This is a genomic window from Vibrio cholerae ATCC 14035 (assembly GCF_000621645.1).
In the GTDB taxonomy this organism is placed as follows: domain Bacteria; phylum Pseudomonadota; class Gammaproteobacteria; order Enterobacterales; family Vibrionaceae; genus Vibrio; species Vibrio cholerae.
Genome location: NZ_JHXR01000021.1, coordinates 1 through 23,560, shown reverse-complemented (window position 1 = coordinate 23,560; position 23,560 = coordinate 1). Strand labels below are relative to the sequence as shown.

At 49.8% G+C, this 23,560-nt stretch carries 20 protein-coding genes and 1 pseudogene; 13 read left to right on the top strand and 8 right to left on the bottom strand.

Annotation, left to right across the window (positions count from 1 at the left end):
• Nucleotides 1-9: 9 nt before the first annotated feature.
• Nucleotides 10-3,774 carry an autotransporter assembly complex protein TamB gene (tamB, locus tag T411_RS0112320; protein ID WP_000595678.1) on the bottom strand — a complete coding sequence of 1,255 codons (3,765 nt, stop codon included), beginning with the start codon at nt 3,772-3,774 and terminating at the stop codon, nt 10-12.
• Entirely contained in the window at nt 3,771-5,486 is a 1,716-nt protein-coding gene (tamA, locus tag T411_RS0112315; protein WP_001253226.1) for an autotransporter assembly complex protein TamA, read from the bottom strand. Before tamA ends, tamB begins: the two co-directional genes overlap by 4 nt.
• Nucleotides 5,487-5,664: 178 nt before the next feature.
• Here tamA and msrA point away from each other — a divergent pair, with 178 nt between their 5' ends.
• From msrA to T411_RS0112275, 8 genes are all read left to right on the top strand, one after another.
• The gene (gene msrA / locus T411_RS0112310; RefSeq protein ID WP_000884809.1) at nt 5,665-6,303 is read left to right on the top strand and encodes a peptide-methionine (S)-S-oxide reductase MsrA; all 639 of its coding nucleotides are present in this window, start codon (nt 5,665-5,667) and stop codon (nt 6,301-6,303) included.
• A gap of 81 nt (nt 6,304-6,384) precedes the next feature.
• Nucleotides 6,385-6,936 (top strand): YtfJ family protein, encoded by a 552-nt coding sequence (locus T411_RS0112305; RefSeq protein ID WP_000792385.1) that lies wholly within the window; start codon nt 6,385-6,387, stop codon nt 6,934-6,936.
• A gap of 232 nt (nt 6,937-7,168) precedes the next feature.
• Nucleotides 7,169-7,459 carry a DUF2607 domain-containing protein gene (locus tag T411_RS0112300; protein WP_001912068.1) on the top strand — a complete coding sequence of 97 codons (291 nt, stop codon included), beginning with the start codon at nt 7,169-7,171 and terminating at the stop codon, nt 7,457-7,459.
• A 49-nt stretch (nt 7,460-7,508) separates the two neighbouring features.
• Nucleotides 7,509-8,237: a zinc uptake protein ZrgA gene (gene zrgA, locus T411_RS0112295; RefSeq protein ID WP_000559205.1), complete on the top strand. Its 729-nt coding sequence runs from the start codon at nt 7,509-7,511 to the stop codon at nt 8,235-8,237.
• Nucleotides 8,238-8,318: 81 nt separating this feature from the next.
• Nucleotides 8,319-9,035, top strand: a complete 717-nt coding sequence (locus tag T411_RS0112290; protein ID WP_001110873.1) for an ABC transporter ATP-binding protein — start codon at nt 8,319-8,321, stop codon at nt 9,033-9,035.
• On the top strand, nt 9,032-10,291 hold the full coding sequence (locus tag T411_RS0112285; protein WP_000864652.1) for an ABC transporter permease: 1,260 nt from the start codon (nt 9,032-9,034) through the stop codon (nt 10,289-10,291). The genes T411_RS0112290 and T411_RS0112285 overlap by 4 nt, the downstream gene beginning before the upstream one ends.
• A gap of 52 nt (nt 10,292-10,343) precedes the next feature.
• Nucleotides 10,344-10,865 (top strand): DUF3299 domain-containing protein, encoded by a 522-nt coding sequence (locus T411_RS0112280; RefSeq protein ID WP_000819709.1) that lies wholly within the window; start codon nt 10,344-10,346, stop codon nt 10,863-10,865.
• Nucleotides 10,866-11,175: 310 nt separating this feature from the next.
• Nucleotides 11,176-12,075 (top strand): TIGR03899 family protein, encoded by a 900-nt coding sequence (locus T411_RS0112275; RefSeq protein WP_000774796.1) that lies wholly within the window; start codon nt 11,176-11,178, stop codon nt 12,073-12,075.
• 72 nt (nt 12,076-12,147) lie between these two features.
• Here the strand turns inward: T411_RS0112275 and cysC are convergent, their stop codons facing one another.
• From cysC to cobA, 4 genes and pseudogenes are all read right to left on the bottom strand, one after another.
• Nucleotides 12,148-12,795 (bottom strand): adenylyl-sulfate kinase, encoded by a 648-nt coding sequence (gene cysC, locus T411_RS0112270; protein WP_000043056.1) that lies wholly within the window; start codon nt 12,793-12,795, stop codon nt 12,148-12,150.
• 10 nt (nt 12,796-12,805) lie between these two features.
• Nucleotides 12,806-14,236 (bottom strand): sulfate adenylyltransferase subunit CysN, encoded by a 1,431-nt coding sequence (cysN, locus tag T411_RS0112265; protein WP_001057925.1) that lies wholly within the window; start codon nt 14,234-14,236, stop codon nt 12,806-12,808.
• A 17-nt stretch (nt 14,237-14,253) separates the two neighbouring features.
• Nucleotides 14,254-15,198, bottom strand: a pseudogene (cysD, locus tag T411_RS0112260) (sulfate adenylyltransferase subunit CysD); the annotation flags it as partial.
• Between the two features lie 66 nt (nt 15,199-15,264).
• Nucleotides 15,265-16,131 carry a uroporphyrinogen-III C-methyltransferase gene (gene cobA, locus T411_RS0112255; protein ID WP_000035991.1) on the bottom strand — a complete coding sequence of 289 codons (867 nt, stop codon included), beginning with the start codon at nt 16,129-16,131 and terminating at the stop codon, nt 15,265-15,267.
• A gap of 317 nt (nt 16,132-16,448) precedes the next feature.
• Between cobA and cpdB the strand changes: the two genes are divergently transcribed.
• Nucleotides 16,449-18,410 carry a 2',3'-cyclic-nucleotide 2'-phosphodiesterase gene (gene cpdB, locus T411_RS0112250; RefSeq protein WP_000178338.1) on the top strand — a complete coding sequence of 654 codons (1,962 nt, stop codon included), beginning with the start codon at nt 16,449-16,451 and terminating at the stop codon, nt 18,408-18,410.
• A 118-nt stretch (nt 18,411-18,528) separates the two neighbouring features.
• On the top strand, nt 18,529-19,098 hold the full coding sequence (locus tag T411_RS0112245) for a Crp/Fnr family transcriptional regulator (RefSeq protein ID WP_001148833.1): 570 nt from the start codon (nt 18,529-18,531) through the stop codon (nt 19,096-19,098).
• Nucleotides 19,099-19,100: 2 nt separating this feature from the next.
• Here T411_RS0112245 and dbpA read toward each other — a convergent pair whose 3' ends face one another.
• On the bottom strand, nt 19,101-20,483 hold the full coding sequence (dbpA, locus tag T411_RS0112240) for an ATP-dependent RNA helicase DbpA (RefSeq protein ID WP_000993360.1): 1,383 nt from the start codon (nt 20,481-20,483) through the stop codon (nt 19,101-19,103).
• A 225-nt stretch (nt 20,484-20,708) separates the two neighbouring features.
• Here dbpA and T411_RS0112235 point away from each other — a divergent pair, with 225 nt between their 5' ends.
• Both T411_RS0112235 and T411_RS0112230 read left to right on the top strand, forming a co-directional pair.
• Nucleotides 20,709-21,158: a GNAT family N-acetyltransferase gene (locus tag T411_RS0112235; RefSeq protein WP_000611535.1), complete on the top strand. Its 450-nt coding sequence runs from the start codon at nt 20,709-20,711 to the stop codon at nt 21,156-21,158.
• Nucleotides 21,159-21,160: 2 nt separating this feature from the next.
• Nucleotides 21,161-22,054: a DMT family transporter gene (locus tag T411_RS0112230; RefSeq protein WP_001070209.1), complete on the top strand. Its 894-nt coding sequence runs from the start codon at nt 21,161-21,163 to the stop codon at nt 22,052-22,054.
• Here T411_RS0112230 and T411_RS0112225 read toward each other — a convergent pair.
• Nucleotides 22,004-22,570: an OapA family protein gene (locus tag T411_RS0112225; protein WP_001081780.1), complete on the bottom strand. Its 567-nt coding sequence runs from the start codon at nt 22,568-22,570 to the stop codon at nt 22,004-22,006. The two genes, T411_RS0112230 and T411_RS0112225, sit on opposite strands and share 51 nt — an antisense overlap.
• Nucleotides 22,571-22,795: 225 nt before the next feature.
• Between T411_RS0112225 and bamJ the strand changes: the two genes are divergently transcribed.
• Nucleotides 22,796-23,416, top strand: coding sequence for a BamJ family beta-barrel-assembly machinery protein (gene bamJ / locus T411_RS0112220; RefSeq protein ID WP_000005604.1), 621 nt, complete (start codon nt 22,796-22,798; stop codon nt 23,414-23,416).
• Nucleotides 23,417-23,560: the final 144 nt, after the last annotated feature.

Genomic DNA, 23,560 nt, shown 5'->3' with positions numbered 1-23,560 from the left:
TCTCTCTCCTTAGTTAAATTCGAACTGATAGAGCAGATCTACGGCGCTGTCGACACCGGAGACGGCCTCCAAATACAGATCCTGCATCAAGCGATAACGCACAGTAAATTCGCCGACTGAGTTAAAAATACCTACACCATATTTCACTTGCAAGCCGGGCAGAATATAACCACTGACCGTGACCTGCGAATCGTCCCCAGAACCTGCCGTATCCAGTTGCAGATCCTGCACACCAAACGCTTGGCCTATCTCGCCGACCAGTTTACCGCTCTGCGCTAAACTCAGACCAATCAAGGTGGTGGTCATGGCGTTGCCCCCGGCTTCCCCATCAATATTTTGTCCACGCAACAAATACGACAGCGCATTGGCTTGTGGCATTGCAGGTTCAGAGAAGATGGTGAGTGACGGCTCATCCGAGGGTCCACTGACTCGCACCCCAGCAACCACGCCATCTTGCGTGTTGTTGGGATTACGGATCGCCGTGATCGCCAAATACGGCTGATCCACCGGGCCATTCATCAAGATCTTCCCTTCTTTGATCTGCAGATCTTGTCCAAATGAGCGGTATTGACCATTGCGAATGTTCACCTCACCCAAAATAAACGGCCCTTTATCCTTTTGCGCTACATTGAGACGTCCGACTAAGTTACCTTGTAGACCAAAAGCACTGAGTTGGAAATCGTCGCCAATTTGCACATTGACGTCACTCTCCACACTGAACGGGATCCGCTCTTTGTCAGTCAGTGGCTCAAAATCCGCATTCAGCAAAATTTGATCTTTCGATACCCCAATCGCGCTCGGCGGTAACTCTTCGACCACAATCCGCCCCCACGGCAGCGCTATATTACCCGTCACTCGTGCCAGTTGAGGTTGCATGGTCAAGGTTAAATCAGGGATCACCTTGACTCGCACCATAGGTGGCAGCTCAACCATCATTGAGGGAGTATGCACTCGCGCTTTGAGTCGCCAATCCTCTATCTGTTGCCAATCGGCATCACCATCGACTTCCAGCAAACCATCGGTGGTCTGGATATCAGCATTTAACACTGCCTGATAACCATTAAATTTAAGTGACACTTGACCGGATTGCACATCAACCGGCGAGATCTCACCTTTTACGCGAATATCATTGATCGCAATTTCACCGTTCAATTGCGGATGCAGCATCGGGCCATGAAATTGTACATCGGCATTAATATTGGATTTCGCTTCACTAAGTTCACCAATCAACGGTTGCAAGAAATCCAGATTAAACGTGGTTAAGTTAAGTGAACCGAGCATGGTTTTCTGTTCAGCACGCACATCGGCAATTTGGATATTGCCCGAGAGATCACCATTATCGGTTGCATCTAATAACCAACTGGCTTGCAGCTGATTTTTCGCCAATTGGGCAGAAAATTGCGCTTTATCCCAACCAAACGTCACGCTTTTATTCAGCTTTTGCGTCACCTGACCTTGGGTTAACTCAAGATTGGCTTGCAACTGCGGCGCCGCTTTCGGAGCCCACTTAGCACACACTTGGCCATTCAAACCGCCACTGAGTTTGGTTTCCTTAGGCAGGACACCGGCGAGCTGCTTAAAATCAAACTGCTTAATCGCTAAGCGCGCCTCACCCCGCGCCCCTAACTCGGCCTCTTCTTCTAAACAGAGCGAAGCCTCCCCTTGCACCCAACAGTGAGCGGCGACGGTCACGCGCTCCATTCTCTGATCAAACGAGAGAGCGGTCGCCTGTTGTAATAACCATTGCCCTTGCGGTGAATTTAACCACATGCGCTCCAGCTCACCTTGCCAGCGCAGTGTGGGTTCAGTACGCAATCGGCCATTCATCGCCAAGCTGGTCGAAGCGAGATCAGAGGTGACATCGAGTGTCACCTCATGTTTTCTCTGAGAGCCTTGTGCTTTTAAATCAACAGTATCAATTCGTTGATCTTGGTACTGAATATCGCGCACTTGTAAGGTGAGCTCGCCTTGAGGCTCAGGCAGTGGCACGAGATTTCCTTGCAAAGTGACATGCCCAATCGAGCCTAACTCTTGCCATTGCAAGCTATCAGCATCCAGCACCAATTTGACCCGTGGCTGTTTGAGATCACCTCGCAGCAGCACATCGCCAATCACTTTGCCTTTCGCATCGGGCAGGGATTTACTCAAATCCGGTACATCCAACTCCACCGACATCCGCCACTGCTTACTCAACTGACCTTTAGCGGTGAGGGAGTTCGGCCCATGCACTAAGGAAACTCCCTTAGTTTGTAACGCGATATCCCCTTGCCCTTGGACATCGGAGGCGCTGAGTTCGCCTAACATTTTAAGCGGATAATCACGTAATACCCCTTTAATGGCTAAGCGTGAAACCTCCACTTGCCAGCCACCTTGCTCAGTCAAAGCGCCAGAGGTATCAAGCTCACCACTGATCTTGCCTTCTGCTTCAGGCCATTGCAGACCGGGCTGAATATTTTTCAGGTTTAACCGAGCGGCCCAATTGAGCGGATTTTTCCAATTTGCCACAGCATTGCCCGTCACTAAGCCGCCAAGCGTATCGACTTTAAGTGATTGCAACGCGACTTCATCCAGATTGCCATGCCCTTGCAGGGCTAAACTCACATTCGGTAAATCTTTGCCCTGTAACGCACCCTGCAAGGCGAACTGATACTTGGCCAAGGAGCCCTGAATGCTTAACTCCGGAACCTCAACGTGATAATCCCCTTCCCCCAACATGGGCCACTGCGCTTTCACCTGACTCAGTTGTAGATCAAACGGTATATCGGCATCCAGCAGATTAAAGTGGCTGTTCAACTGCGCTTGAGCTAACGAGTCTAGATTGGCTTGTACAGTGAGATCCGCAAGACTACCCTGCGCGACCAGTGATAATGTTTGGCCTTTAAAATCAGCAAGATGCACTTGACTGCGCAGTTCTAACTGAATGGGATAATCTTGACTGAGCGTCGCTTGTGCGTTCAATTGCGCATCCAGCTCCGGCATGCTCAGCTCAAGACTAGAGATAGAGACGTCGTGCTGCGCGGCAGTCGCTTGCAAAGCTAGATGATTGACGATGATCGGCGTCTCTTGTTCTAAACGAAAATCACGAATATCGAAACGCGCTAACTCAATGTGCAGCGGGATCATCACATCTGGCAGTTGCAAAGGTTCTGCGCTATCAGAGGTTGCCGCTTGAACCGCCTCGGGTTCGGTTGAGGCTTCACTCTCCGCTAACGCAAGACGGATCCCCTGCCACTCGGTTTGCCCGATACGCAGGCGATTGCCTTGCCAAGACGCTCGCGTGGTCAATTGCTGCCACGCCACTCGGTTACCCAGAATATTTAATTCAATATCTTGTAGCGCTAACTGACCTAAGCGAATCGGGATGGGCGTGGAAATGTCTCCCAGCGGCTCAGAATCGGGCTCATCAGGTGTCGGTTCACTCTCTGCTAATGAGGGGAGATCTAACTTGACTCCAGATAGCGCCAGCTCATTGATACAGATACTGGGTTCCAATAAGCAGTTGGGGTTAATCGCCAAGCTTAGCTTTTGCACAGAAAAGCTCAGATTAAGCTCACTATCCGCATAATCGACCCCTTGCAAAGTAAAACGCGGAAACAGTGCACCCTGCGCTTGCTCCACTTTCAACTGCGGCAATGCTTGCTGCGCGCCCCACAAAACCGCATGCAAACCGGGGTTGGTAAACAGCGCCCCCGCCAAAGCCAGCACCAGCAAGATCACTAACACCAACAGCGACATAGAGAGCCATTTGGTCCACTTTAACGCCCGTTTGATCATAATTCAGGCCCTAAAGTGAAGTGGATTTTGAACTCATCGCCCGGCGCGGCATCCAGCCCCCATGCGAAATCGAGCCGAATAGGACCAACGGGCGAAATCCAGCGGATCCCAGTACCGACCCCTTTCTTCCATTCAGGATTATCGTTAAACGCATCACCGACATCCATGAACATCGCCGCCCACCAGTTGCCGGTTAAACGGTATTGATATTCGATTGAGCTGGTGGCGATGTATTTCGCCCCCGTCAAGGCGCCACTGGCATCTTGCGGTGAAATCGACTTGTAACCGTATCCGCGCAAATTGTTATCACCACCGGCAAAGAAACGCAGCGAGGGCGAGAGTTGGTCAAATTCATCCACCAAGTTGGCTCCACCATCAACGCGAACTAAGGCGCGGTGATTGCGTGCATAAGTTCGTAACCAAGAAGATCCGGTTTGTAAACGCAATACCCGTGTTTCTGAAAGCAATGCTGGATCGCCATATTCCAAGGTAATCGTCTGTTTATCGCCCCAAGTCAGTAAGCCACTGTTGGAGCGAGTCCGCGTACGGGTATAAGTCATCCCCGGCAATAAAAATTGGCTGTTATCATCTTGTAAACCCTGACGATAATTCTCTAAGAGATAACGAATAAAGACCGTGCGATGCCAGCCGCCATCCAACTGCCAATGGCGTTCAAGTGATAGATTAGATTCCAAGCTCTCGGTATCACGCTTGTCCAAATGCTTCATCCCGTACTGAATGCGATAGTACTCATTTAACGCATCTTCCAGTGGGATCTTGTAACCCGCCGTAATGGTCTGCTCTGGTATAGAAAGAGAGAAACTGCTGTCAAAACTGTGCCCTTGGCTGTTCACCCAAGGTTTCTTCCATTTTAATGAACCACGTACTCCAACGTCCGTGGAATAGCCTAAACCGGTTTCCAGTTGATTGCGTGCTTGCGGTGCTAAGGTCACCTTGATCGGCAACTCACGCCCCTCATCCAACTGCGATAAGTCCGGCTCAACAAACACCGAAGAGAACCAATCTGTATTGGAAAGATTTTGGTTAAACTCGCCGACTTGCGACACCAAATAGGGCTCGCCTTGTTTGAAAGGGCGCAGCGACATCACGCGATTTTCATCGATTTGACTGCCTTCGACCGTGGTCGCTCCAAACAGGTAACGGATCCCGCTATCAAAGTGCAAAATCACCCGAGCTTGATTCAGCTCTGGAATCACTTCCAGCCGGCTGGCCTGAAAATCACCATTAAAGTAGCCTTTTTGCAACGCCAAGTTACGAATGCCCGATTTGAGGTTGTCATACAGACTGTGATTGAGCGGCGCATCCACTCTCAAACCACTGCGGCGGATCAAACGTTGAAAATCGCGATCGCCTTCGGCTTCACCGCGGATCACAATATCAACCTCGCTCAAACGGGTCACTTCGCCCAAGGTCACTGCGGCGCGTAAACGCTGGTTATCTTCAGAGACAGTAAAATCGATACTGGGGTGGTAGTAGCCGAGTGCATTCAACGCTTCGGTCATACTTCTTTCCAGTTGAGATTGAAAACGCAGACTGGTGGAATAGTCTTGTGCTGCGATCGATGAGAGATACGCCTCCACGTTATCTTTCTCTGCGCCACTTATTCCAGTGATCTCGAGCTTCACATCGGCGTAAGATACGGCTGAAAACAGCCATAGCGAGATTAAAGCGGGAAGTGATTTTCGTCTCATGCTTGATTTAGACTCGTTATACAACGGTGACATTTTTGCTACAGACGCATCATAACGTCAATGCAACCCTGCGTCTGTACGAAAACCGTTAAATCTCCGGTCTGTATCGAAGATAATCAGGGCGTTGCTGCTTGCGATATTCAAAGAGACAGCGCCACCACTTCAGTAAGGAAACATCATGCTCGACAAACAAACCATGGTTACGGCACACAACGCCTTACCCGGTCGTACTACTGCGATGTCGATTGACGATACGCATTTCGTCAATGGCAGCTCACTCACTGCTGCGCCCCAATCCGGTCAACAACAAATCTTGATTGGTATGGGCTGCTTTTGGGGCGCTGAACGCCTGTTTTGGCAACTGGATGGAGTGATCTCCACCTCCGTTGGCTACTCAGGCGGTTTTACGCCCAATCCAACCTATGAAGAAGTGTGCAGTGGAAAAACTGGCCATACCGAGGTCGTGCGCGTCATTTTTGATCCAGAACGCCTGCCACTGACTGAACTGCTCCGCGCATTTTGGGAGCGTCACGATCCCACGCAAGGCATGCGTCAAGGCAACGATCGCGGAACGCAATACCGCTCAGCCATTTACACTTTCAGTGAAGATCAGCGCGAAATCGCAGAAGCCTCAAAAGCGGCTTATCAAGCCCTGCTGACGGCGCAACATCGTCCCTCGATTACCACTGAGATTCTGCCCGCAGGAGCGTATTACTTCGCGGAGACGTACCATCAGCAATATCTGGCCAAAAATCCGAATGGTTATTGTGGGCTAGGCGGTACAGGAGTCTGTTTCCCGCCACACTCCACACTCTAAAGACATCTCAATGAGGGGAATTTCTCTTTCCCCTCATTTGTGTGCTATACCTTTGTTTGCTCAACTTGAGGAAACAAAACCATGAAAAATAAAACACTTATCGCCTTACTCTTGGCATGCTCTCCCACTCTCGCTTTCGCACACAACCTGACTATCGGCTCACCGGTACCTGCGGTTGGTGTCGAAAAGCACGGTGAAATCGTCCTACAAGACAATAACATCAACTACCAAAAATGGCGCTCTGCGGATCTACTTGGCAAGGTACGCGTCATTCAAGCGATTGCGGGCCGTAGCAGTTCAAAAGAGATGAATGCGCCACTGATGGCCGCGATCACCGCCGCGAAATTCCCAGCAGAGAGTTACCAAACCACCACCATCATCAATCAAGACGATGCCATTTGGGGCACCAGCTCTTTTGTGAAATCGTCCGCGCAAGACAGCAAAAAAGAGTTTCCTTGGTCATCTATGGTGCTTGATGAGTTTGGTCTCGTTGCCCAAGCCTGGCAGCTACAAGCGGAATCCTCTGCGATCATAGTGCAAGACAAACAAGGTAACGTGCTGTTTGTAAAAGAAGGGGCGCTCAACGAAGCGGACATTCAAACCGTACTGGGTTTGATTCAGCAAAATCTGTAATCGCCCCAAACGACTTGACGTTACAGCTCACACCGCTGCAGCTTCTAGCAGGAAGAGGATGCCTTCATCCATCAATCACATCGGGTGAGTAAGGACTAACTTGCTCACCCGTTGACTGAGAGACATCTGCATACAAACTCATCAGAATCATCGCTTGCCTGATTTGTGACTTGTTATATTATAACAAGCCTCAATCACTGTCGGTTTTCAATCACTCTTGGTCGCACACGCTATGTCGTTACCTCAGCTACGTCCAACTCGCTTATCCATAGTGGCTATGCTCTCTGTGGTGCTGGCGCTTTGGTTTAACGTGGCCGTGATTGATCACCAACTTGATCTGCATCCTGAACATCATTTACAGCATGATTGTCAGTTGTTTGCCAGCGCGGCACATGGCCTCAAAACCAGTCAGTGGATATTGCCCAGTTGGCGTCAAAATCCACCACAAGCAAGGGTTGAACAACCGATCCAACGCACTCAAGTGCTGCACTCCTATTTCGCTCGTTCACCACCAGCGGCATAAAACAAATCAAACCGATTGTTTCTTTTTTTTGTTTTATTAGGAGTTTTTCATGCATTACCCAACAATGATTGCGCTGATGGTTGGCGCGACACTTTCTGGCAACGTATTGGCCGATCATCACTCTGACCATCAACATCGTCAGCACGAGGCTCATGTGCATGGCCAAGTTGAACTTAACATTGCTCAAGATGGCCATGACCTGTTGCTGGAAATCACCGCACCGGGAGCCGATGTGGTCGGTTTTGAACACGCTCCTCAAGATGACGCGCAAAAACAAGCGCTCGAAAAAGCCTTAGAGACCTTGCATCACCCAGAGAAGCTATTTGCACTCAGTGATAAAGCACAGTGCGAAAAACGTGAAGTGTTGATTAAACACACTTTAGGTGGCGAAGAGTACCAACACAGCCACGCTTATGGTGAAGGTGAAGAACACGAGCATCAGCACGGTGAAGGCGAGCATGACCATAAGGCGCACGATCATAAAGACCACGATCATAAAGGTCATGATCATGCCGCTGATGAACATGCGGACCATGATCACAAAGAACACGACCATAAAGGACATGAGCACGAAGGGCATGACCATGATGAGCATCAACACGGCTCATTCACCGCTCAATATCAGTTCCACTGTGAAGCCGTCGATCAGCTCAAACAGATCGATACCCAATGGTTCCAATATTTCCCAAGCACAGAGAAAATCCAAGCCAATGTGTTAACGGAAAAGCAGCAAAGTGCGCTACAACTGAACGCTAAGCAAACGCTTATCAAACTGTAATGCCACCGCTCGGGATAGGTGACTCTCACCTATCCCTCATTGGAGATGCTTTGATTTTCCCTGCACACATGAGGAGCCATGATGCCTGCTCACCGTTCTGATCCTACTTCATCCGTGATTGAGTTGAATGATGTGGTGTTCTGTTGGCCGGGAGCCAGCTCACCCACCTTGGATATTGCCCATTTACAGATTGCTCGGGGTGAACACCTGTTTGTCAAAGGCCCCAGTGGCTGCGGCAAGTCCACGTTACTTAGCCTTTTAACTGGCATTAATACCGCAACACAAGGTGTCGTCTCTTTACTTGGCAGTGACTTAAGCCGCTTGAGTGCCAGTCAGCGCGATCGCTTCCGCGCCGACCATATAGGCTATATTTTCCAACAATTTAATCTGCTGCCTTATCTGTCGGTGTTAGATAACGTGACCTTACCATGCCACTTTTCCGCTTTGCGTAAACAGCAAGTGGATGATCCCTTATCGCACAAAGCGCAATCGCTGTTGGAAAGATTGCATCTGCCAAGCGCTTTACTGAATAAACCCGTGACCGAACTCAGTATCGGCCAGCAGCAACGCGTCGCCGCGGCGCGAGCACTGATGGGTGAACCGCAACTCATCATCGCCGACGAACCCACGTCTGCCCTCGATTACGATAACCGTGAAGCTTTTATTGCTCTGCTGCGTGAAGAAGCGGAGCGAGTCGGTTCCACTTTAGTTTTTGTTAGCCATGACCCAACACTGGAAAAGCTTTTTGAGCGAAGTGTTCACTTACCTACTCTCAATCGTGCAGGAGGTTGGCAATGAAAGTTATCCTGAATTTAGCGTGGAAAAGCCTACTCAACCGCAAAGCAACGGCTCTGCTCACCGTGTTAACTGTTGCTATCGCCGTGGTGTTACTGCTTGGGGTAGAGCGCATCCGCACTCAAGCGAAAGAGAGTTTTGCCAATACCATTTCTGGTACCGATTTGATCGTCGGCGGACGCTCAGGGCAAGTTAATTTACTGCTCTATTCCGTGTTTCGGATTGGCAATGCCACCAACAATATTGATTGGAAAAGTTACCAAGAATTTAGCCAGCACCCTGCCGTGAAATGGGCAATTCCGATCTCTTTAGGTGATTCACATAAAGGATTTCGCGTACTTGGCACGAATCACAGCTATTTTGAACATTATCGTTACGGAAGTAAGCAACAACTGACTTTGTCCCAAGGGCGAGAGTTCAATGGGTTATTTGAAACCGTGATTGGCGCCGATGTCGCCCAAGCGCTTGGCTACCAAGTCGGCAGCCAAATTATCATCGCCCATGGCATCAGTGATGTCGGCTTTAGCCGCCACGATAACCTGCCCTTTACTGTGGTCGGTATTTTGGCTCCCACGGGCACCCCAGTTGATAAAACTGTGCATGTTTCCTTAGAAGCGATAGAGGCGATCCATGTCGGTTGGGAGTCCGGTGCCAATCTTGGCCATCAACCCAGCGCCGAACAACTGGCACAGCGTGATTTCACGCCTAAGCAAATCACCGCCATGCTGGTTGGACTCAAATCAAAAATCCAAACTTTTGCCCTGCAGCGACAGATCAATGACTATCCGCAAGAGCCGCTCAGCGCTATCATGCCCGGCGTAGCACTGCATGAACTGTGGGGTATGATGTCCGTCGCTGAACAAGCACTGATGGCTGTCTCCGTTTTTGTGGTGGTAGCAGGGTTGCTCGGCATGCTCAGTAGCTTGCTGACCAGCTTACAAGAGCGGCGCAGAGAGATGTCGATCTTACGTGCAATGGGCGCAAGGCCACAGCATGTGTTTGCTTTGCTGGTCAGCGAAGCAAGTGTACTGACACTCGTGGGCATCCTGCTTGGCGTGAGTGTGCTTTATCTGCTACTGGCGCTCGCCGCGCCACTGATTGCAAGCCAGTACGGCATTCAAATTGCGCTGGCTGGATTAACCGCTTATGAATGGCAGTTGCTCGGCTGCGTACAACTGGCAGGTATAGTGATTGGGTTTATTCCCGCACTGCGCGCTTATCGACAATCGCTCAGTGATGGCATGACCATTCGCTTATAGGAATAAAATAGGTGACTGACTCACAACGAGAAGGATCACAAGGAAGCATTCGATGAAACGTTTTATGTTGATAGCGAGCCTCATCATGGCGACGCTGTTCTCAACGCCACTATTGGCTAATCAAGACACCACTGCTAGTGAGCAGGATGTATTACAACTCGACTGGCTCGATCTCATTCCAGAGAATGAGCGCAACTTGTTTGATCAACAAGGTATGCCGATGCCGGATCATAACGGTAATGAACCAGCCAAGCAGCAACAGATTGGCACGGTCCGTAAGGAGCTGAACGGCAGTCGGGTCAAAATCCCCGGCTTTGTGATCCCGCTTGAAGGCGATGATAAAAAGGTCACCGAGTTTTTATTGGTGCCTTACTTTGGTGCGTGTATTCACGTGCCACCACCGCCACCTAACCAGATTATTTACGTCAAGTTTCCTAAAGGTGCTCCGATCCAAGAGCTGTGGGATGTGATTTATGTGATTGGGGAATTGAAAACCGAATCACTCAGTCATGATCTAGCGGAAACGGCTTACACCATTATCGGTACTGAGATCGCCGAATACGACGATATGTAACCGCAGAGAGAAAACGCTGTGCCCTCCCTGCGCTTGCGCGGGGAGGTTACACCAAATATTTCGATAGATACGCCAGTACCGAGAAATAGCCGATAAATAAGATTAATAGCGATAGGTACTTGGCCAATTTGCGCTCTTTCCAATACTTCATAGCCACCCCACAAAGATTAATAACAACTTTAACAATTTATTATCATTTGTGATAGCACAAAATTGTGCACTACGTCAGAGAGTTTCACTGGCTGCTCAGCGGCGAACAGAGTAAATTTTACAGCAGACCAAAAACGCAGCAGAGGCTTTCAGGAAGCGCATGGCGGACAATATGACGCCTGTTGTGATCGAGCATGACTCTCAACAGAGCCAAGAGAAACGAACCCACTCCCATTACGTCAAAGACAGTGGTAGCCGCATTTTGGTTATCGCCCGTCATCACGGCTTAGATGCCCAGCTATTAACAGAATCGCCGGAAAACAGCGCATTAGAACGAGCAGTACATCGCGAGCGACAACGTAAAGAGCAGCGCCAGAAAAACTTAGAGCAGATCATTAAGCTTGCGCACAGCTCTTGCCGTAATGAAAGCGCTGGCGACCCAGACCAAGATTGGCTATATCGCTTTTTTGATATGGCGCAGGACATTCACAATAGCTCCATGCAGCGCCTGTGGGCGCAAGTGCTGAAACGTGAAGTGACTAATCCCGGCTTTACCTCCATGAAAGCACTGAAGGTGCTGCAGGATATGACGCCCAAAGAAGCGCAGATTTTACAACGCGCCGCCGCGCTGGCGTGCAGTTTTGGCTCAGACACTAGCTTGAAATTGCTGATTGGCTACAAAGCGCAAAATAGCTTGTTTAGTCTCGGCAAGCGCATTACCACCCAAGCCATCAATATAGGCAATCATCAACTGCCTTATTCCAGCTTGTTGGTATTGATTGAGCTGGGTCTTTTGCACGCAACGGAATTGGAATCGGGCGAGATTGAAGCCGAACCCGCCCTACTCCTTAGCTATCAGGGTAAAAATCTGCATCTGCAGCCAACCAGCAAAGGCGTGCGCCTGATCTATTATCGTTTTAGCCCAACCGGCAATGAACTGTGTCGACTGCTCGGTAACAAACCCAATATGACTTATTACGATCAGCTGGTCGCACTTCTGACTCAGAAATTCACCGTACAGACTGAAGTGAGCAGCAGCTCGATTCACCACACCGTCTGATGACATGCCCTCAATAAAGAGATCAAAAAAGCGACCGGACGGTCGCTTTTGGTTTATTTTGAATCTAAAGAGTTATACCCAACGTTGAATGATATGACGCTCTGCTAACGCCTGAAGGCACTGCGCCACCAACTCATCCACGCTTTTTTCACCCACCGGTAAATCGATATCCGGATTGAGCGGCGCTTCATAGGCGGAATCAATCCCAGTAAATTGGCGAATTTCTCCGGCGCGCGCCTTTTTGTACAAGCCTTTCGGGTCACGCGCTTCGCACACATCGAGTGATGTGTTGACGTACACCTCTAGAAACTCGCCATTTGGCAACAAGTCACGCACCATTTGGCGCTCAGCGCGATGGGGTGAAATAAACGCGGTCAGCACAATCAAACCCGCATCCGCCATCAGTTTGGCAAGCTCACCAATGCGGCGAATGTTTTCCCGTCTATCCTGCTCAGAAAAGCCGAGATCGCTACACAAACCGTGGCGCACGTTATCACCATCCAGCAGATAAGTGTGATACCCAAGCGCCGCTAAACGGTTCTCAAGCGCCCCTGCCACGGTCGATTTGCCCGCACCCGATAAACCGGTAAACCAGAGTACCGCAGGGCGCTGCTGTTTCAGTGCCGCACGTTGCGCTTTATCCACCGCATGACGATGCCACACCACATTCTCTAGCTTGGCATCTTGTTCAAAGCGCAGGCTATCTGCTTGCTTACTCATCCATCCTCACTCACGCTTTACCTAAGCGGCTTAAATCAATCGCTTGCCAATGTGGGAAGTGCTTACGCACCAAGGCATTGAGCTCAAGTTCAAAGGCTGAAAACGACTCGGTTTGGCCAGTGATATTTTGCAAACTGTCACGCACTAAACCCGCGCCAACGGTCACGTTTGTCAGGCGGTCGATAATGATGAAACCACCGGTATCGGCACAATCCAGATATTTATCAAGCGCGACAGTTTGGGTAAACGTCCACTCGCACAACCCAATCCCATTAAGCGGTAAACTCTCGGCATGGTAGGTCGACAAGTTATTGATGTCGTACTGATGGCGCACCGCTTTTACTTGACCGACGGTTTTCTTGCCCGCGATTTTAATATCGTAATCACGCCCCACTTGCAGTGGCTGTTCTGTCATCCACACCACATCCGCCAACAAATGATTAGTGCTGTCGACTTGCGCACTTTCCAACACAATCAAGTCACCACGGCTAATATCAATTTCATCAGCCAGTGTCAAAGTGACCGCCAAACCGGCTTGTGCTTGAGGCAAATCGCCATCAAAAGTCACAATCCTTGTCACGGTTGAGGTTTTCCCCGATGGTAGCGCTTTGATTTTATCGCCGACTTTCACCACTCCAGAAGCAATCGTACCCGCGAAGCCGCGAAAATCGAGGTTAGGACGATTCACATACTGTACTGGGAAGCGAAACGCACCACTGCTCTTGTCGCGATCAATATCGACATTTTCCAGTAGCTCAAGCAGTGATGGGCCTTGGTACCAATCCATCAAACGGCTTTTTTCGACCACGTTATCGCCTTCCAATGCCGAAAGCGGGATGATCTGAATCTCGGTCTCGCCCTGTAAATGCTTTGAAAACTCAAGATATTCTGCGCGGATCTGTTCAAAACGATCTTGCGAATAATCGACCAGATCCATTTTGTTGACCGCCACAATAAAGTGTTTCAAGCCAAGTAAGTTGGAGATAAATGAGTGACGACGCGTTTGATCCAGCACGCCTTTACGCGCGTCAATCAAGATCACCGCCAGATCACAAGTCGATGCGCCTGTCGCCATATTACGGGTGTACTGCTCATGCCCCGGTGTATCGGCAATGATGAATTTGCGCTTCTGGGTTGAGAAATAACGATACGCCACATCAATCGTGATGCCTTGCTCACGCTCAGCTTGCAAGCCATCCACCAGCAGCGCTAAGTCTGGGCGACTGCCCGTGGTGCCAACTCGCTGGCTATCGTTATGGACGGCGGCCAGTTGATCTTCATAAATCTGCTTTGAATCGTGGAGCAAACGACCGATCAGAGTGCTTTTACCATCATCGACCGAGCCACAAGTTAAGAATCTCAGTAACGATTTGTGTTGATGCTGATTGAGGTAACCTTCAATACCGAGCTCAGCGAGCTGCTCTTTGACTGCATTGTTCATACGCTTTCCTTCGATCCTTAGAAGTAACCTTGACGTTTTTTCAGTTCCATTGATCCCGACTGATCGTGGTCGATCGCGCGGCCTTGGCGCTCACTGGAGGTCGCCACCAGCATCTCTTCAATAATCTCGGTCAATGTATTGGCTTGTGATTCGATGGCTCCAGTCAGTGGGTAACAGCCTAAGGTGCGAAAACGCACGCTCTTGTGCTCAATCTGTTCACCTTCGCGCAGCTTCATCCGATCATCGTCCACCATGATCAGCATTCCATCACGCTGTACGACTGGGCGGACATCCGCCAGATAGAGCGGAACAATCTCAATGTTTTCCAAATAGATGTATTGCCAGATATCCAGCTCCGTCCAATTCGAGAGCGGGAACACCCGAATGCTTTCACCTTTGTTGATCTGGCCGTTATAGGTGCGCCATAGCTCTGGGCGCTGGTTTTTCGGATCCCAAGTGTGGTTTTTATCGCGAAAAGAGTAGACACGCTCTTTGGCACGCGATTTCTCTTCATCGCGACGCGCACCACCAAAGGCCGCATCAAAACCATATTTGTTCAACGCCTGCTTCAAGCCTTGGGTTTTCATGATGTCGGTATGCTTAGAGGAGCCGTGATCAAATGGGTTGATCCCCGCCGCCAAACCTTCTGGATTTTTATGCACGATAAGATCAAAGCCGTACTTTTTGGCCGTCGCATCACGAAACGTAATCATGTCGCGAAACTTCCAGTCGGTATCGACGTGCAACAAAGGAAAAGGGATCTTGCCCGGATAAAACGCTTTGCGCGTTAAATGCAACATCACCGATGAATCCTTGCCAATCGAGTACATCATCACCGGATTATCAAATTCGGCCGCCACTTCACGAATGATGTGGATGCTTTCTGCTTCCAACTGTTTTAAATGGGTTAAACGCTGTTGATCCATTTTACCTGCTTCCTTTTCGCTTGCCTGACGGCGGCGCGCTGCCCTTAAGCAGCGCCGTAGTGTGAAATTTTAAGTAGTGACCAAGAAGATAAGTGCGGCACCTTACGCTGACTGAGCCGCATCAAGCTGCTGTGTTGCGCCTTGTTCGCCAAACCAGTTCAGCTTGGCGGCAAGCGCAACCACTTCACCCACCACAATCAGCGCCGGAGATTGCGCTTGGCTGGCTAAATTGGGCAAAGTTTGCAATGTACCAATCAGCACCTGTTGATTGGCTTGAGTGCCACGTTCAATGATTGCCACGGGCGTGCTCGCTTGACGGCCATGCAACTGGAGCTGTTCAGCGATTGCCGCAGCGTTGCTCAAGCCCATGTAAATCACTAAGGTTTGCTTACCACGCGCCAGCGTTGACCAATCCAGATCCTCGGCTTGCGCTTTTAAATGGCCGGTGACAAACAGCGCCGATTGGGCGTAATCACGATGAGTGAGCGGAATGCCGGCATACGCCGTTGCACCAGCGGCTGCGGTGATGCCGGGGACAACCTGAAATTTCACGCCAGCGTCAAACAGCACTTCCAGCTCTTCCCCACCGCGGCCAAACATAAAAGGGTCGCCGCCTTTGATGCGCACCACGCGATAACCTTGACGGGCAAAATCGACCAAGAGTTGATTGGTTTTCTCCTGTGGCACACTGTGATGGCCTGCGCGTTTCCCGACACAGACTAAAATCGTCTCGCTTGGGATGAGCGCCATGATTTCATCGGACACTAAGTAGTCGTAGAGCACCACATCCGCTTGTTGGAGATAACTGAGTGCTTTGACTGTGAGTAGCTCAGGATCGCCTGGACCTGCGCCCACCAGCGCCACTTCTCCTGCTTGCAGTTGGCTGCGCGCGGCACGCACATAACCTGAGCCTTCTACAACGGCTAAGCGGGGGGGTTTACGAAGGGGAGTTACCGCATCCTGCGCCATAATCTTGATCCTTAATTGGTCTGTTGTAGGCATTATGAGCAGTTACGGTTATTACCTGAAATTCTATAATTTCATTTTTTATTCCAAAAGCTGATATAAGCGGAGCGAAATGGGCATCAAAGCCTAAGCTCAGCAGATTACTCGACACAGTCAGGACAACAGCAGCATGCCAACTGGGATCAACTGGGCAATTTCAGACAAAGGTATCGCGTCACATCACAATTTGGTTATGAGTGAAACCTTTGTTTCATCGACTTTTGTTACATTTATCGAGTTGTTTTTATTTCCTCCTTCTGTCACTCATTCTGGAGTCTGTGATGACCATGATGATCAAACCTGTTTCTTTAGCGGTACTTGGCGGCCTGTTAGCTATGGCGGGCCCTGTAATGGCCGATACGATCAAACTACGTATTGTTGAAACCACGGATATTCATACCAATTTGATGGATTATGACTACTACAAAGATAAAGCCTCCGATCAAATTGGCCTGACGCGCGCCGCCACGCTTGTCAAACAAGCTCGCGCCGAAGTCGAAAACAGTGTGCTGGTCGATAACGGTGATTTGATCCAAGGTAGCCCGATGGGTGACTACATGGCAGCGAAAGGCATCAAGGCTGGCGAAGTGCACCCCGTTTATAAAGCCATGAATCCGCTAGGTTATGATGTGGGTAACATAGGTAACCACGAATTTAACTACGGCCTTGAGTTTTTAAAAGAGACCATCAACGATGCCGCCTTCCCCTACATCAACGCCAACGTGTTTGATGCCAAAACAGGTCAGCACTTATTCACGCCTTATGTGATTAAAGAGCACAGCTTTAAAGATACCGATGGAGAGGCACATACCATCAAGGTCGGTTATATCGGATTTGTTCCGCCCCAAATCATGGTGTGGGATAAGAAAAATCTCGAAGGTAAAGTGACCGCAGCCGATATCAAACAGACCGCAGAAAAACTTATCCCTGAGATGAAAGCCAAAGGCGCGGATGTGATTGTCGCCATCCCCCACTCTGGGATCAGCACCGATGAATACCAAGCTGGCGCAGAAAACTCGGTTTACTATCTGACCCAAGTGAAAGGCATTGATGCGATTGCTTTTGGTCACTCTCACGCCGTCTTCCCGGGTAAAGATTTTGCTAATGTACCGGGCGCAGACATCGATAAAGGTACCATCAATGGCGTGACCGCTGTGATGCCGGGGCGTTGGGGTAGCCATGTTGGGGTGATGGATCTGACCTTAGAAAAGCAGCAAGGTCGCTGGGCAGTGACTTCCGGTCAATCCGAAGCTCGCCCAATCTTTGACAAAGCCAATAAGAAAGCGCTTGTCGAAGCCGATGCCACTATGGTGCAAGCGCTGCAACACGATCATCAAGGTACACGCGACTTTGTTAACCAGCCAATCGGCAAAGCGAACGACGTGATGTACAGCTTCTTATCACTGGTGCAAGATGACCCAACGGTACAAATCGTCAACCTCGCGCAGAAAGATTATGTCGAGCGCTTTATTCAAGGCGATCCAAACCTTGATGGTTTGCCAGTGCTATCTGCCGCTGCGCCTTTCAAAGCCGGTGGCCGTAAAGACGATCCTAACGGTTTCACTGAAGTGGAAGCGGGCGAGCTGACTTTCCGTAATGCCGCCGACCTTTACCTGTACCCGAACACCTTAGTCACCATGAAAGTGAGCGGTCAGCAGCTTAAAGAGTGGTTAGAGTGCTCAGCAGGCCAGTTTAACCAGATTGATGTGACGTCTAGCGCACCGCAATCGCTCATCAACTGGGATGGCTTCCGCACTTACAACTTTGATGTGATTGATGGCGTCAATTACCAGATCGATGTGACTCAGCCTGCGCGCTACGATGGTGACTGCAAACTGATCAACCCAAATTCACAGCGCATCGTGCAACTGACTTATCAAGGTAAGCCAATTGATACCCAACAAACCTTCTTGATCGCCACCAACAACTATCGTGCCTACAGCAACAAATTCCCCGGCACAGGCGCTGAGTTTGTCGCGTTTGATTCACCCGATGAAAACCGCACAGTAGTGGCCGATTACATCGCTCGCGTGAGTAAGGACAAAGGCGAAGTGACGCCAAGTGCGGACAACAACTGGTCATTTGCTCCGATCAGCAGCAAAACCAAGCTGGATATTCGCTTTGAAACCTCACCAAGCGATAAAGCCACCCAGTTTATTAAACAAAAAGGTCAATATCCGATGACCCAAGTCGCCAGTGATGATGTTGGCTTCGCGGTGTATCGCATCGACTTACAAAAATAAGCACCAATAACCCCCTATTGAAACGGCAACCAATACAGCAGCCGCTTCAAGTCACTTGGGTTATCACGTAAAGTAGACAGCCACCTAGAGTGGCTGTTTTCTTTTCTATGAGGCTTTTATGCAAGCACAGTTTCACGCTTATCTAAAACAGCATGGTTTTTCCGATGCCGAATGCACGCAATTGCAAAGTGTCGCTCAGCCACTCGAGCTGCCAACACGACATGTCCTGGTCGCACAAGGAGAAACCACTCCCTTTGCCTATTGGGTGCTCGCTGGGCTATGCCACGCTTGCTATCTCACCGAAGAGGGCAAAAGTTTCAGTAAAGAGTTTTATTGGGAGCAAGACTGGGCGATTGGTTTTGAAAGTTTGCTGCGTGAGCAAGCCTCACCCTTCATGTTGGAAACCTTATCTCCAGTAAAACTGATGGGCGTACCGATTGAGGTGTTACGTGAATGGCGCTCTAGCGGTCACCCGCTCTATCAACGTTTACTTGAGACGCAACTGCTGTACAAGGAGCAAAAAGAGCGCTTTATGTTGCTCTATCGCCCAGAACAGCGTTACCAAGTGATGTGTGCTCAGTTTCCAGATTTGATGGCGCGGCTTTGCGATCATCACATCGCCGCGTATTTGGGGATAACGCCAATTAGCCTCAGCCGCATTAAAGCGCGGCTGAGACAGGATGCGTGATATTATTTGAGTAAGCGAGCGCGGAACTGGCGTCCCTTCATCTTACCGTTGGCAATTTTATTCAGAGCTTTGTGGGCGATTTTCTTCTGCACGGCCACATAAGCACGCATCGGGAACAGGTTAATCTTGCCGATATGCTCCGCGGTCAGTTCGCCATCACTGGTCAGTGCGCCAAGGATATCACCGGGACGCACCTTATCTTTCTTACCACCGTCAATCTGAATGGTGACCATATTCGCCGCGTAAGGACGAGCGCCTGCAGCTGGTTGCGGCAAGGTTGAAGGTTCAATCGCGATATCCATGTACTCATCAATTTGCGCCACACGGTAGCTCTCATTGTCACTAAAGAAGCTAAACGCTAAGCCCTTACTTCCCGCACGACCAGTACGCCCGATGCGATGTACATGCACTTCAGGATCGCGAGACAGATCGTAGTTAAACACTGCATCAAGGTTATCGACATCCAGACCACGAGCCGCAACATCGGTCGCGACCAGAATAGAAATACTCTTATTGGCAAATTGCACTAAGGCTTGGTCGCGCTCACGCTGCTCCATATCACCATGCAGTTCAATCACGCTAAAACCGCTTTGATGCAGGGCATCGGCAACATTTTGTACTTCACGTTTGGTGTTACAGAACACCACCGAAGAAGTCGGTTGATGGTGCAAGAGCAACGTTTCCAGAGCCTCATCACGCGCAGCACTGCCTTCTACTTTGTAGAAATATTGACGAATGCTTGAAGTATCGTGGGTCGCCTCAACTTTAATCATCAGCGCATTGCGAGTCACACTTTGCGCAATCTGCTCAATGCTGGTGGGGTAAGTTGCACTAAACAGCAAGGTTTGACGCTCGGCTGGCGCGGCAGCAATGATCGCCTCCAGCGCTTCTTGGAAACCCATTTCGAGCATGCGGTCAGCTTCATCCAATACCAAGGTATTGAGCTCACTCAGATCGATACGATCTTTACTCAAATGATCCAAAATCCGTCCCGGCGTTCCGACCAAGATATGCGCGCCATGCTCAAGGGATCCGATCTGCGGCCCCATTGGCATACCGCCACACAGCGTCAACACTTTGATATTGTGGATAGCACGCCCTAGCGTACGAATATCGGTCGCGACTTGATCGGCCAACTCACGTGTTGGACACAGCACCAAGGCTTGCACACGAAAGCGCTTCACATTGAGGTTGGAGAGTACCCCAAGACCAAACGCAGCGGTTTTACCGGAGCCTGTTTTGCCTTGGCCAATCACATCCTGCCCTTTAAGGATCGCAGGAAGAGATTGCGCCTGAATCGGAGTCATAGTGGCAAACCCCATGGTTTCAAGGTTAGCAAGAAGTTCAGGCTTCAGATTCAAAGCAGCAAAAGAGTTGGCGTTCAAGGGGTGTCCTCAGTGTGACGAAAAAAGAAGCGCTATTATCGTTATTTTGCGCCCGAGCTCCAGTGAATCTTGATTTAAATTTTCTTGCTTGCCCTTAACCTTTGTTAACGCTGGTTTTTGCGCTGCCTGCTACAGTACTGCTATTCCTATCCGCCCATACTCAAATGACTTGCCGTTGCAGCTTCTCATAGGAAGTGGATAGATTTCATATTTAAGGAGATAAAGATGATCAACTGGCAATGTATCCCTTTTTGCCAATTAACCACCCAACAGCTGTACGAACTACTCAAACTGCGTGTCGATGTTTTTGTGGTCGAGCAGACCTGCCCCTACCCGGAATTGGATAACAAAGATACGCTCAACGAAGTGCATCACCTACTGGGTTATCAAGATGGAGAGCTCGTCGCTTGCGCACGTCTACTGCCTGCAGGGGTGAGCTATCCTAGTGTTAGCCTTGGCCGTGTGGCGACTAAGGCCAGTGCACGTGGCAATGGCTTAGGACACCAACTATTGCAAACGGCACTTGAGCAGTGTCAAAACTTATGGCCACAACAATCGATTGAAATTGGTGCACAGGAGCATCTGCGCGAGTTTTATGCTCGCTATGGCTTTGTCGCAACCTCAGAAACCTATCTAGAAGATGGCATTCCTCACATTGATATGAAAAGAGCCTAACCATGAACCCTGTAGCGTTAGCTGTTTGGCTACTGGTTCTAGGCAATTTGGCGGCTTCTCTCTCTGATGTGGCAGTCAAAATGTTGCAAGGTGAAGTCGTACCTTTTCAATATATGTTCTTGCGCCAACTCTTTGCTTTTGCCCTCATCTGGCCCGTGTGGCGAAAACAGCCCAAAGTCTTACGTCAACTGCATGATCCTAAAGTCACCCTAATCCGCGCTCATTTAGTGCTACTGGGCGCTGGCTGTATGGTGGTCGCGATTTCGTATTTACCCTTAGCCACCGCCAATGCGGTGTTTTACGCCGCGCCACTATTGATGCTGCCTCTCTCAATTCTGTTTCTGAAAGAGAGACCAAGCCGCGGCAAGGTTATCGCAACCGTCACCGGCTTTCTTGGGGTACTGATTGTATTGCGCCCATCGCAATTTCATTGGGCAGCCCTGTTTGCCTTGGGTACGGCATGTTCGTTGGCACTCTTTAACCTACTCGCTCGCACCATCCCTGAGCGCCAACCTGTCGTGACCACACTCATGTGGACCACACTTTTTTCACTCCCCATTTCTGGCTTACTGGCGGCCGCCTATTGGCAGCCGCTCAGCTTATCTCAGTGGTTATGGATTACTGCAAGTTCAGGATTGATTTTGCTCTACAACGGTTTGGCCGTTGCCGCGTATCAGAAAGCGCCAGCCAGCCAAATCGCACTGGCTGAGTATTCAGGATTGATCTTTGTTGCGGCTTTTGGCGCATTCTGGTTTGCTGAAATGCTGGACGCACTGACTTGGCTTGGGATTGGAATGATTATTCTGCCTCTGTTGCCTAGCGCATGGCTGGCAAAGTGGTGGGAATTACTTACTGCGCCCAAAGCCACCATCAGAGAGACGGAAGAACATCACTGATTGGTTATTACGTTCAAGCTGCAAAATGTCTAATTGGCCGTTTTCCGCCAATTTAAAGCGGATCAGTTGACCGGCTTGGATTTGGCTCAGCGGTTTATCAGAACCTTCCACCTTAACCAGCGCATTAATATCAGTGAGTGGTAGCTCGTTGTTACGAAACACCTGCGACAAAGTATCCCCCTGACGCACCACGTACTCTTGCCATGCCGAAGATTTAAGGGCGGTTTGCGCTTGCGTGCGTTGTTCACTCAAGCTTTGCGTATTGATCCCAACCTCAATCCGCTTTGACGTGGCAGGAGTTTCAGCCGCCACGTCTTGCTTGTCCGGCAAAGGGATCACCATCAATACCAACACAGCAGGCGTGAGCACCATCAAGCCACGACGATGAAAAGGAGGCAAGCGCAACCATAACGCATGCAGTTGTTGGCGATAGCGTGGCCAATCCAATTGCTGCCAATAATTCTGCACTTTGGCCAGATAATCAGTTTGCTGCGGCTTCTTGTGGCGGCGGTTCATGTTCAAAGTCCTTTAATTACTTGCCCACAGTATAAAAATTCATGAGGTTAGAGTATAGAGTCGAGTGACATGAAAGCCAAAGCTTGACACAAACTTGAAGTTTTTCGCTGAACTTTCTGCGACAAGTCACACCGAACGGATAGCAACGATTGGGCGCTAAACGTTTCATCACTCTATCTAACCTGCTATTCTGTCGCCTTTATTGAACGACCAAGAGCGACTTTTATGTCTGAAGTAAAATTTGAAACCGTAGAACAGAAAGCAAGCTACGGCATTGGCCTACAAATGGGTCAACAGTTGGCAGGTAGTGGCCTTGAAGGCTTAAACGTAGCGGCAATTGCTGCGGGTATCGCCACCGCTCTTGTTGGCGAGCAGCCAGCGATTTCTGTTGATGAGATCAACCAAGCTCTACATGCGATTCATATGCGTGCTGAAGAAGCCCGCCAAGAAGCCGCTAAAGTGGCCGCTTCTGAAGGTGAAGCTTTCCTGAAAGATAATGCTCTACGTCCAGAAGTGACGGTTCTTGAGTCAGGCCTGCAGTACGAAGTACTGGTTGAAGGTACTGGCGCAATCCCAACATCCGATAAGTCAGTTCGCGTACACTACCACGGCCAACTGGTTGATGGCACTGTGTTTGATAGCTCAGTATCACGCGGCCAACCTGCTGAATTCCCGGTGACTGGCGTCATCCGCGGTTGGGTTGAAGCTCTGCAACTAATGCCTGTTGGTTCTAAGTGGAAACTCTACATTCCACACAACCTTGCTTATGGCGAGCGTGGCGCAGGCGCAGCGATTCCTCCGTTTGCAGCGTTAGTATTTGAAGTCGAACTGCTGGATATCCTGTAAGTTTCACTTTCGCAATTATGTGACAAAGAGCGACCCACTGGGTCGCTCTTTTTTCATTGTCATCCCTAAACCACCGCTTTTAGCGGTGGTGATTGTCCCTAGGGGCTTTTGCCCGAAAATGCGCCCATGTTAGAAGACAAACTC

Excerpts from the sequence above, each read along its gene's own strand:
- tamB (WP_000595678.1), bottom strand. The coding sequence starts at position 3,774 with ATGATCAAACGGGCGTTAAAGTGGACCAAATGGCTCTCTATGTCGCTG.
- tamA (WP_001253226.1), bottom strand. The coding sequence starts at position 5,486 with ATGAGACGAAAATCACTTCCCGCTTTAATCTCGCTATGGCTGTTTTCA.
- msrA (WP_000884809.1), top strand. The coding sequence starts at position 5,665 with ATGCTCGACAAACAAACCATGGTTACGGCACACAACGCCTTACCCGGT.
- T411_RS0112305 (WP_000792385.1), top strand. The coding sequence starts at position 6,385 with ATGAAAAATAAAACACTTATCGCCTTACTCTTGGCATGCTCTCCCACT.
- T411_RS0112300 (WP_001912068.1), top strand. The coding sequence starts at position 7,169 with ATGTCGTTACCTCAGCTACGTCCAACTCGCTTATCCATAGTGGCTATG.
- zrgA (WP_000559205.1), top strand. The coding sequence starts at position 7,509 with ATGCATTACCCAACAATGATTGCGCTGATGGTTGGCGCGACACTTTCT.
- T411_RS0112290 (WP_001110873.1), top strand. The coding sequence starts at position 8,319 with ATGCCTGCTCACCGTTCTGATCCTACTTCATCCGTGATTGAGTTGAAT.
- T411_RS0112285 (WP_000864652.1), top strand. The coding sequence starts at position 9,032 with ATGAAAGTTATCCTGAATTTAGCGTGGAAAAGCCTACTCAACCGCAAA.
- T411_RS0112280 (WP_000819709.1), top strand. The coding sequence starts at position 10,344 with ATGAAACGTTTTATGTTGATAGCGAGCCTCATCATGGCGACGCTGTTC.
- T411_RS0112275 (WP_000774796.1), top strand. The coding sequence starts at position 11,176 with ATGGCGGACAATATGACGCCTGTTGTGATCGAGCATGACTCTCAACAG.
- cysC (WP_000043056.1), bottom strand. The coding sequence starts at position 12,795 with ATGAGTAAGCAAGCAGATAGCCTGCGCTTTGAACAAGATGCCAAGCTA.
- cysN (WP_001057925.1), bottom strand. The coding sequence starts at position 14,236 with ATGAACAATGCAGTCAAAGAGCAGCTCGCTGAGCTCGGTATTGAAGGT.
- cobA (WP_000035991.1), bottom strand. The coding sequence starts at position 16,131 with ATGGCGCAGGATGCGGTAACTCCCCTTCGTAAACCCCCCCGCTTAGCC.
- cpdB (WP_000178338.1), top strand. The coding sequence starts at position 16,449 with ATGACCATGATGATCAAACCTGTTTCTTTAGCGGTACTTGGCGGCCTG.
- T411_RS0112245 (WP_001148833.1), top strand. The coding sequence starts at position 18,529 with ATGCAAGCACAGTTTCACGCTTATCTAAAACAGCATGGTTTTTCCGAT.
- T411_RS0112235 (WP_000611535.1), top strand. The coding sequence starts at position 20,709 with ATGATCAACTGGCAATGTATCCCTTTTTGCCAATTAACCACCCAACAG.
- T411_RS0112230 (WP_001070209.1), top strand. The coding sequence starts at position 21,161 with ATGAACCCTGTAGCGTTAGCTGTTTGGCTACTGGTTCTAGGCAATTTG.
- T411_RS0112225 (WP_001081780.1), bottom strand. The coding sequence starts at position 22,570 with ATGAACCGCCGCCACAAGAAGCCGCAGCAAACTGATTATCTGGCCAAA.
- bamJ (WP_000005604.1), top strand. The coding sequence starts at position 22,796 with ATGTCTGAAGTAAAATTTGAAACCGTAGAACAGAAAGCAAGCTACGGC.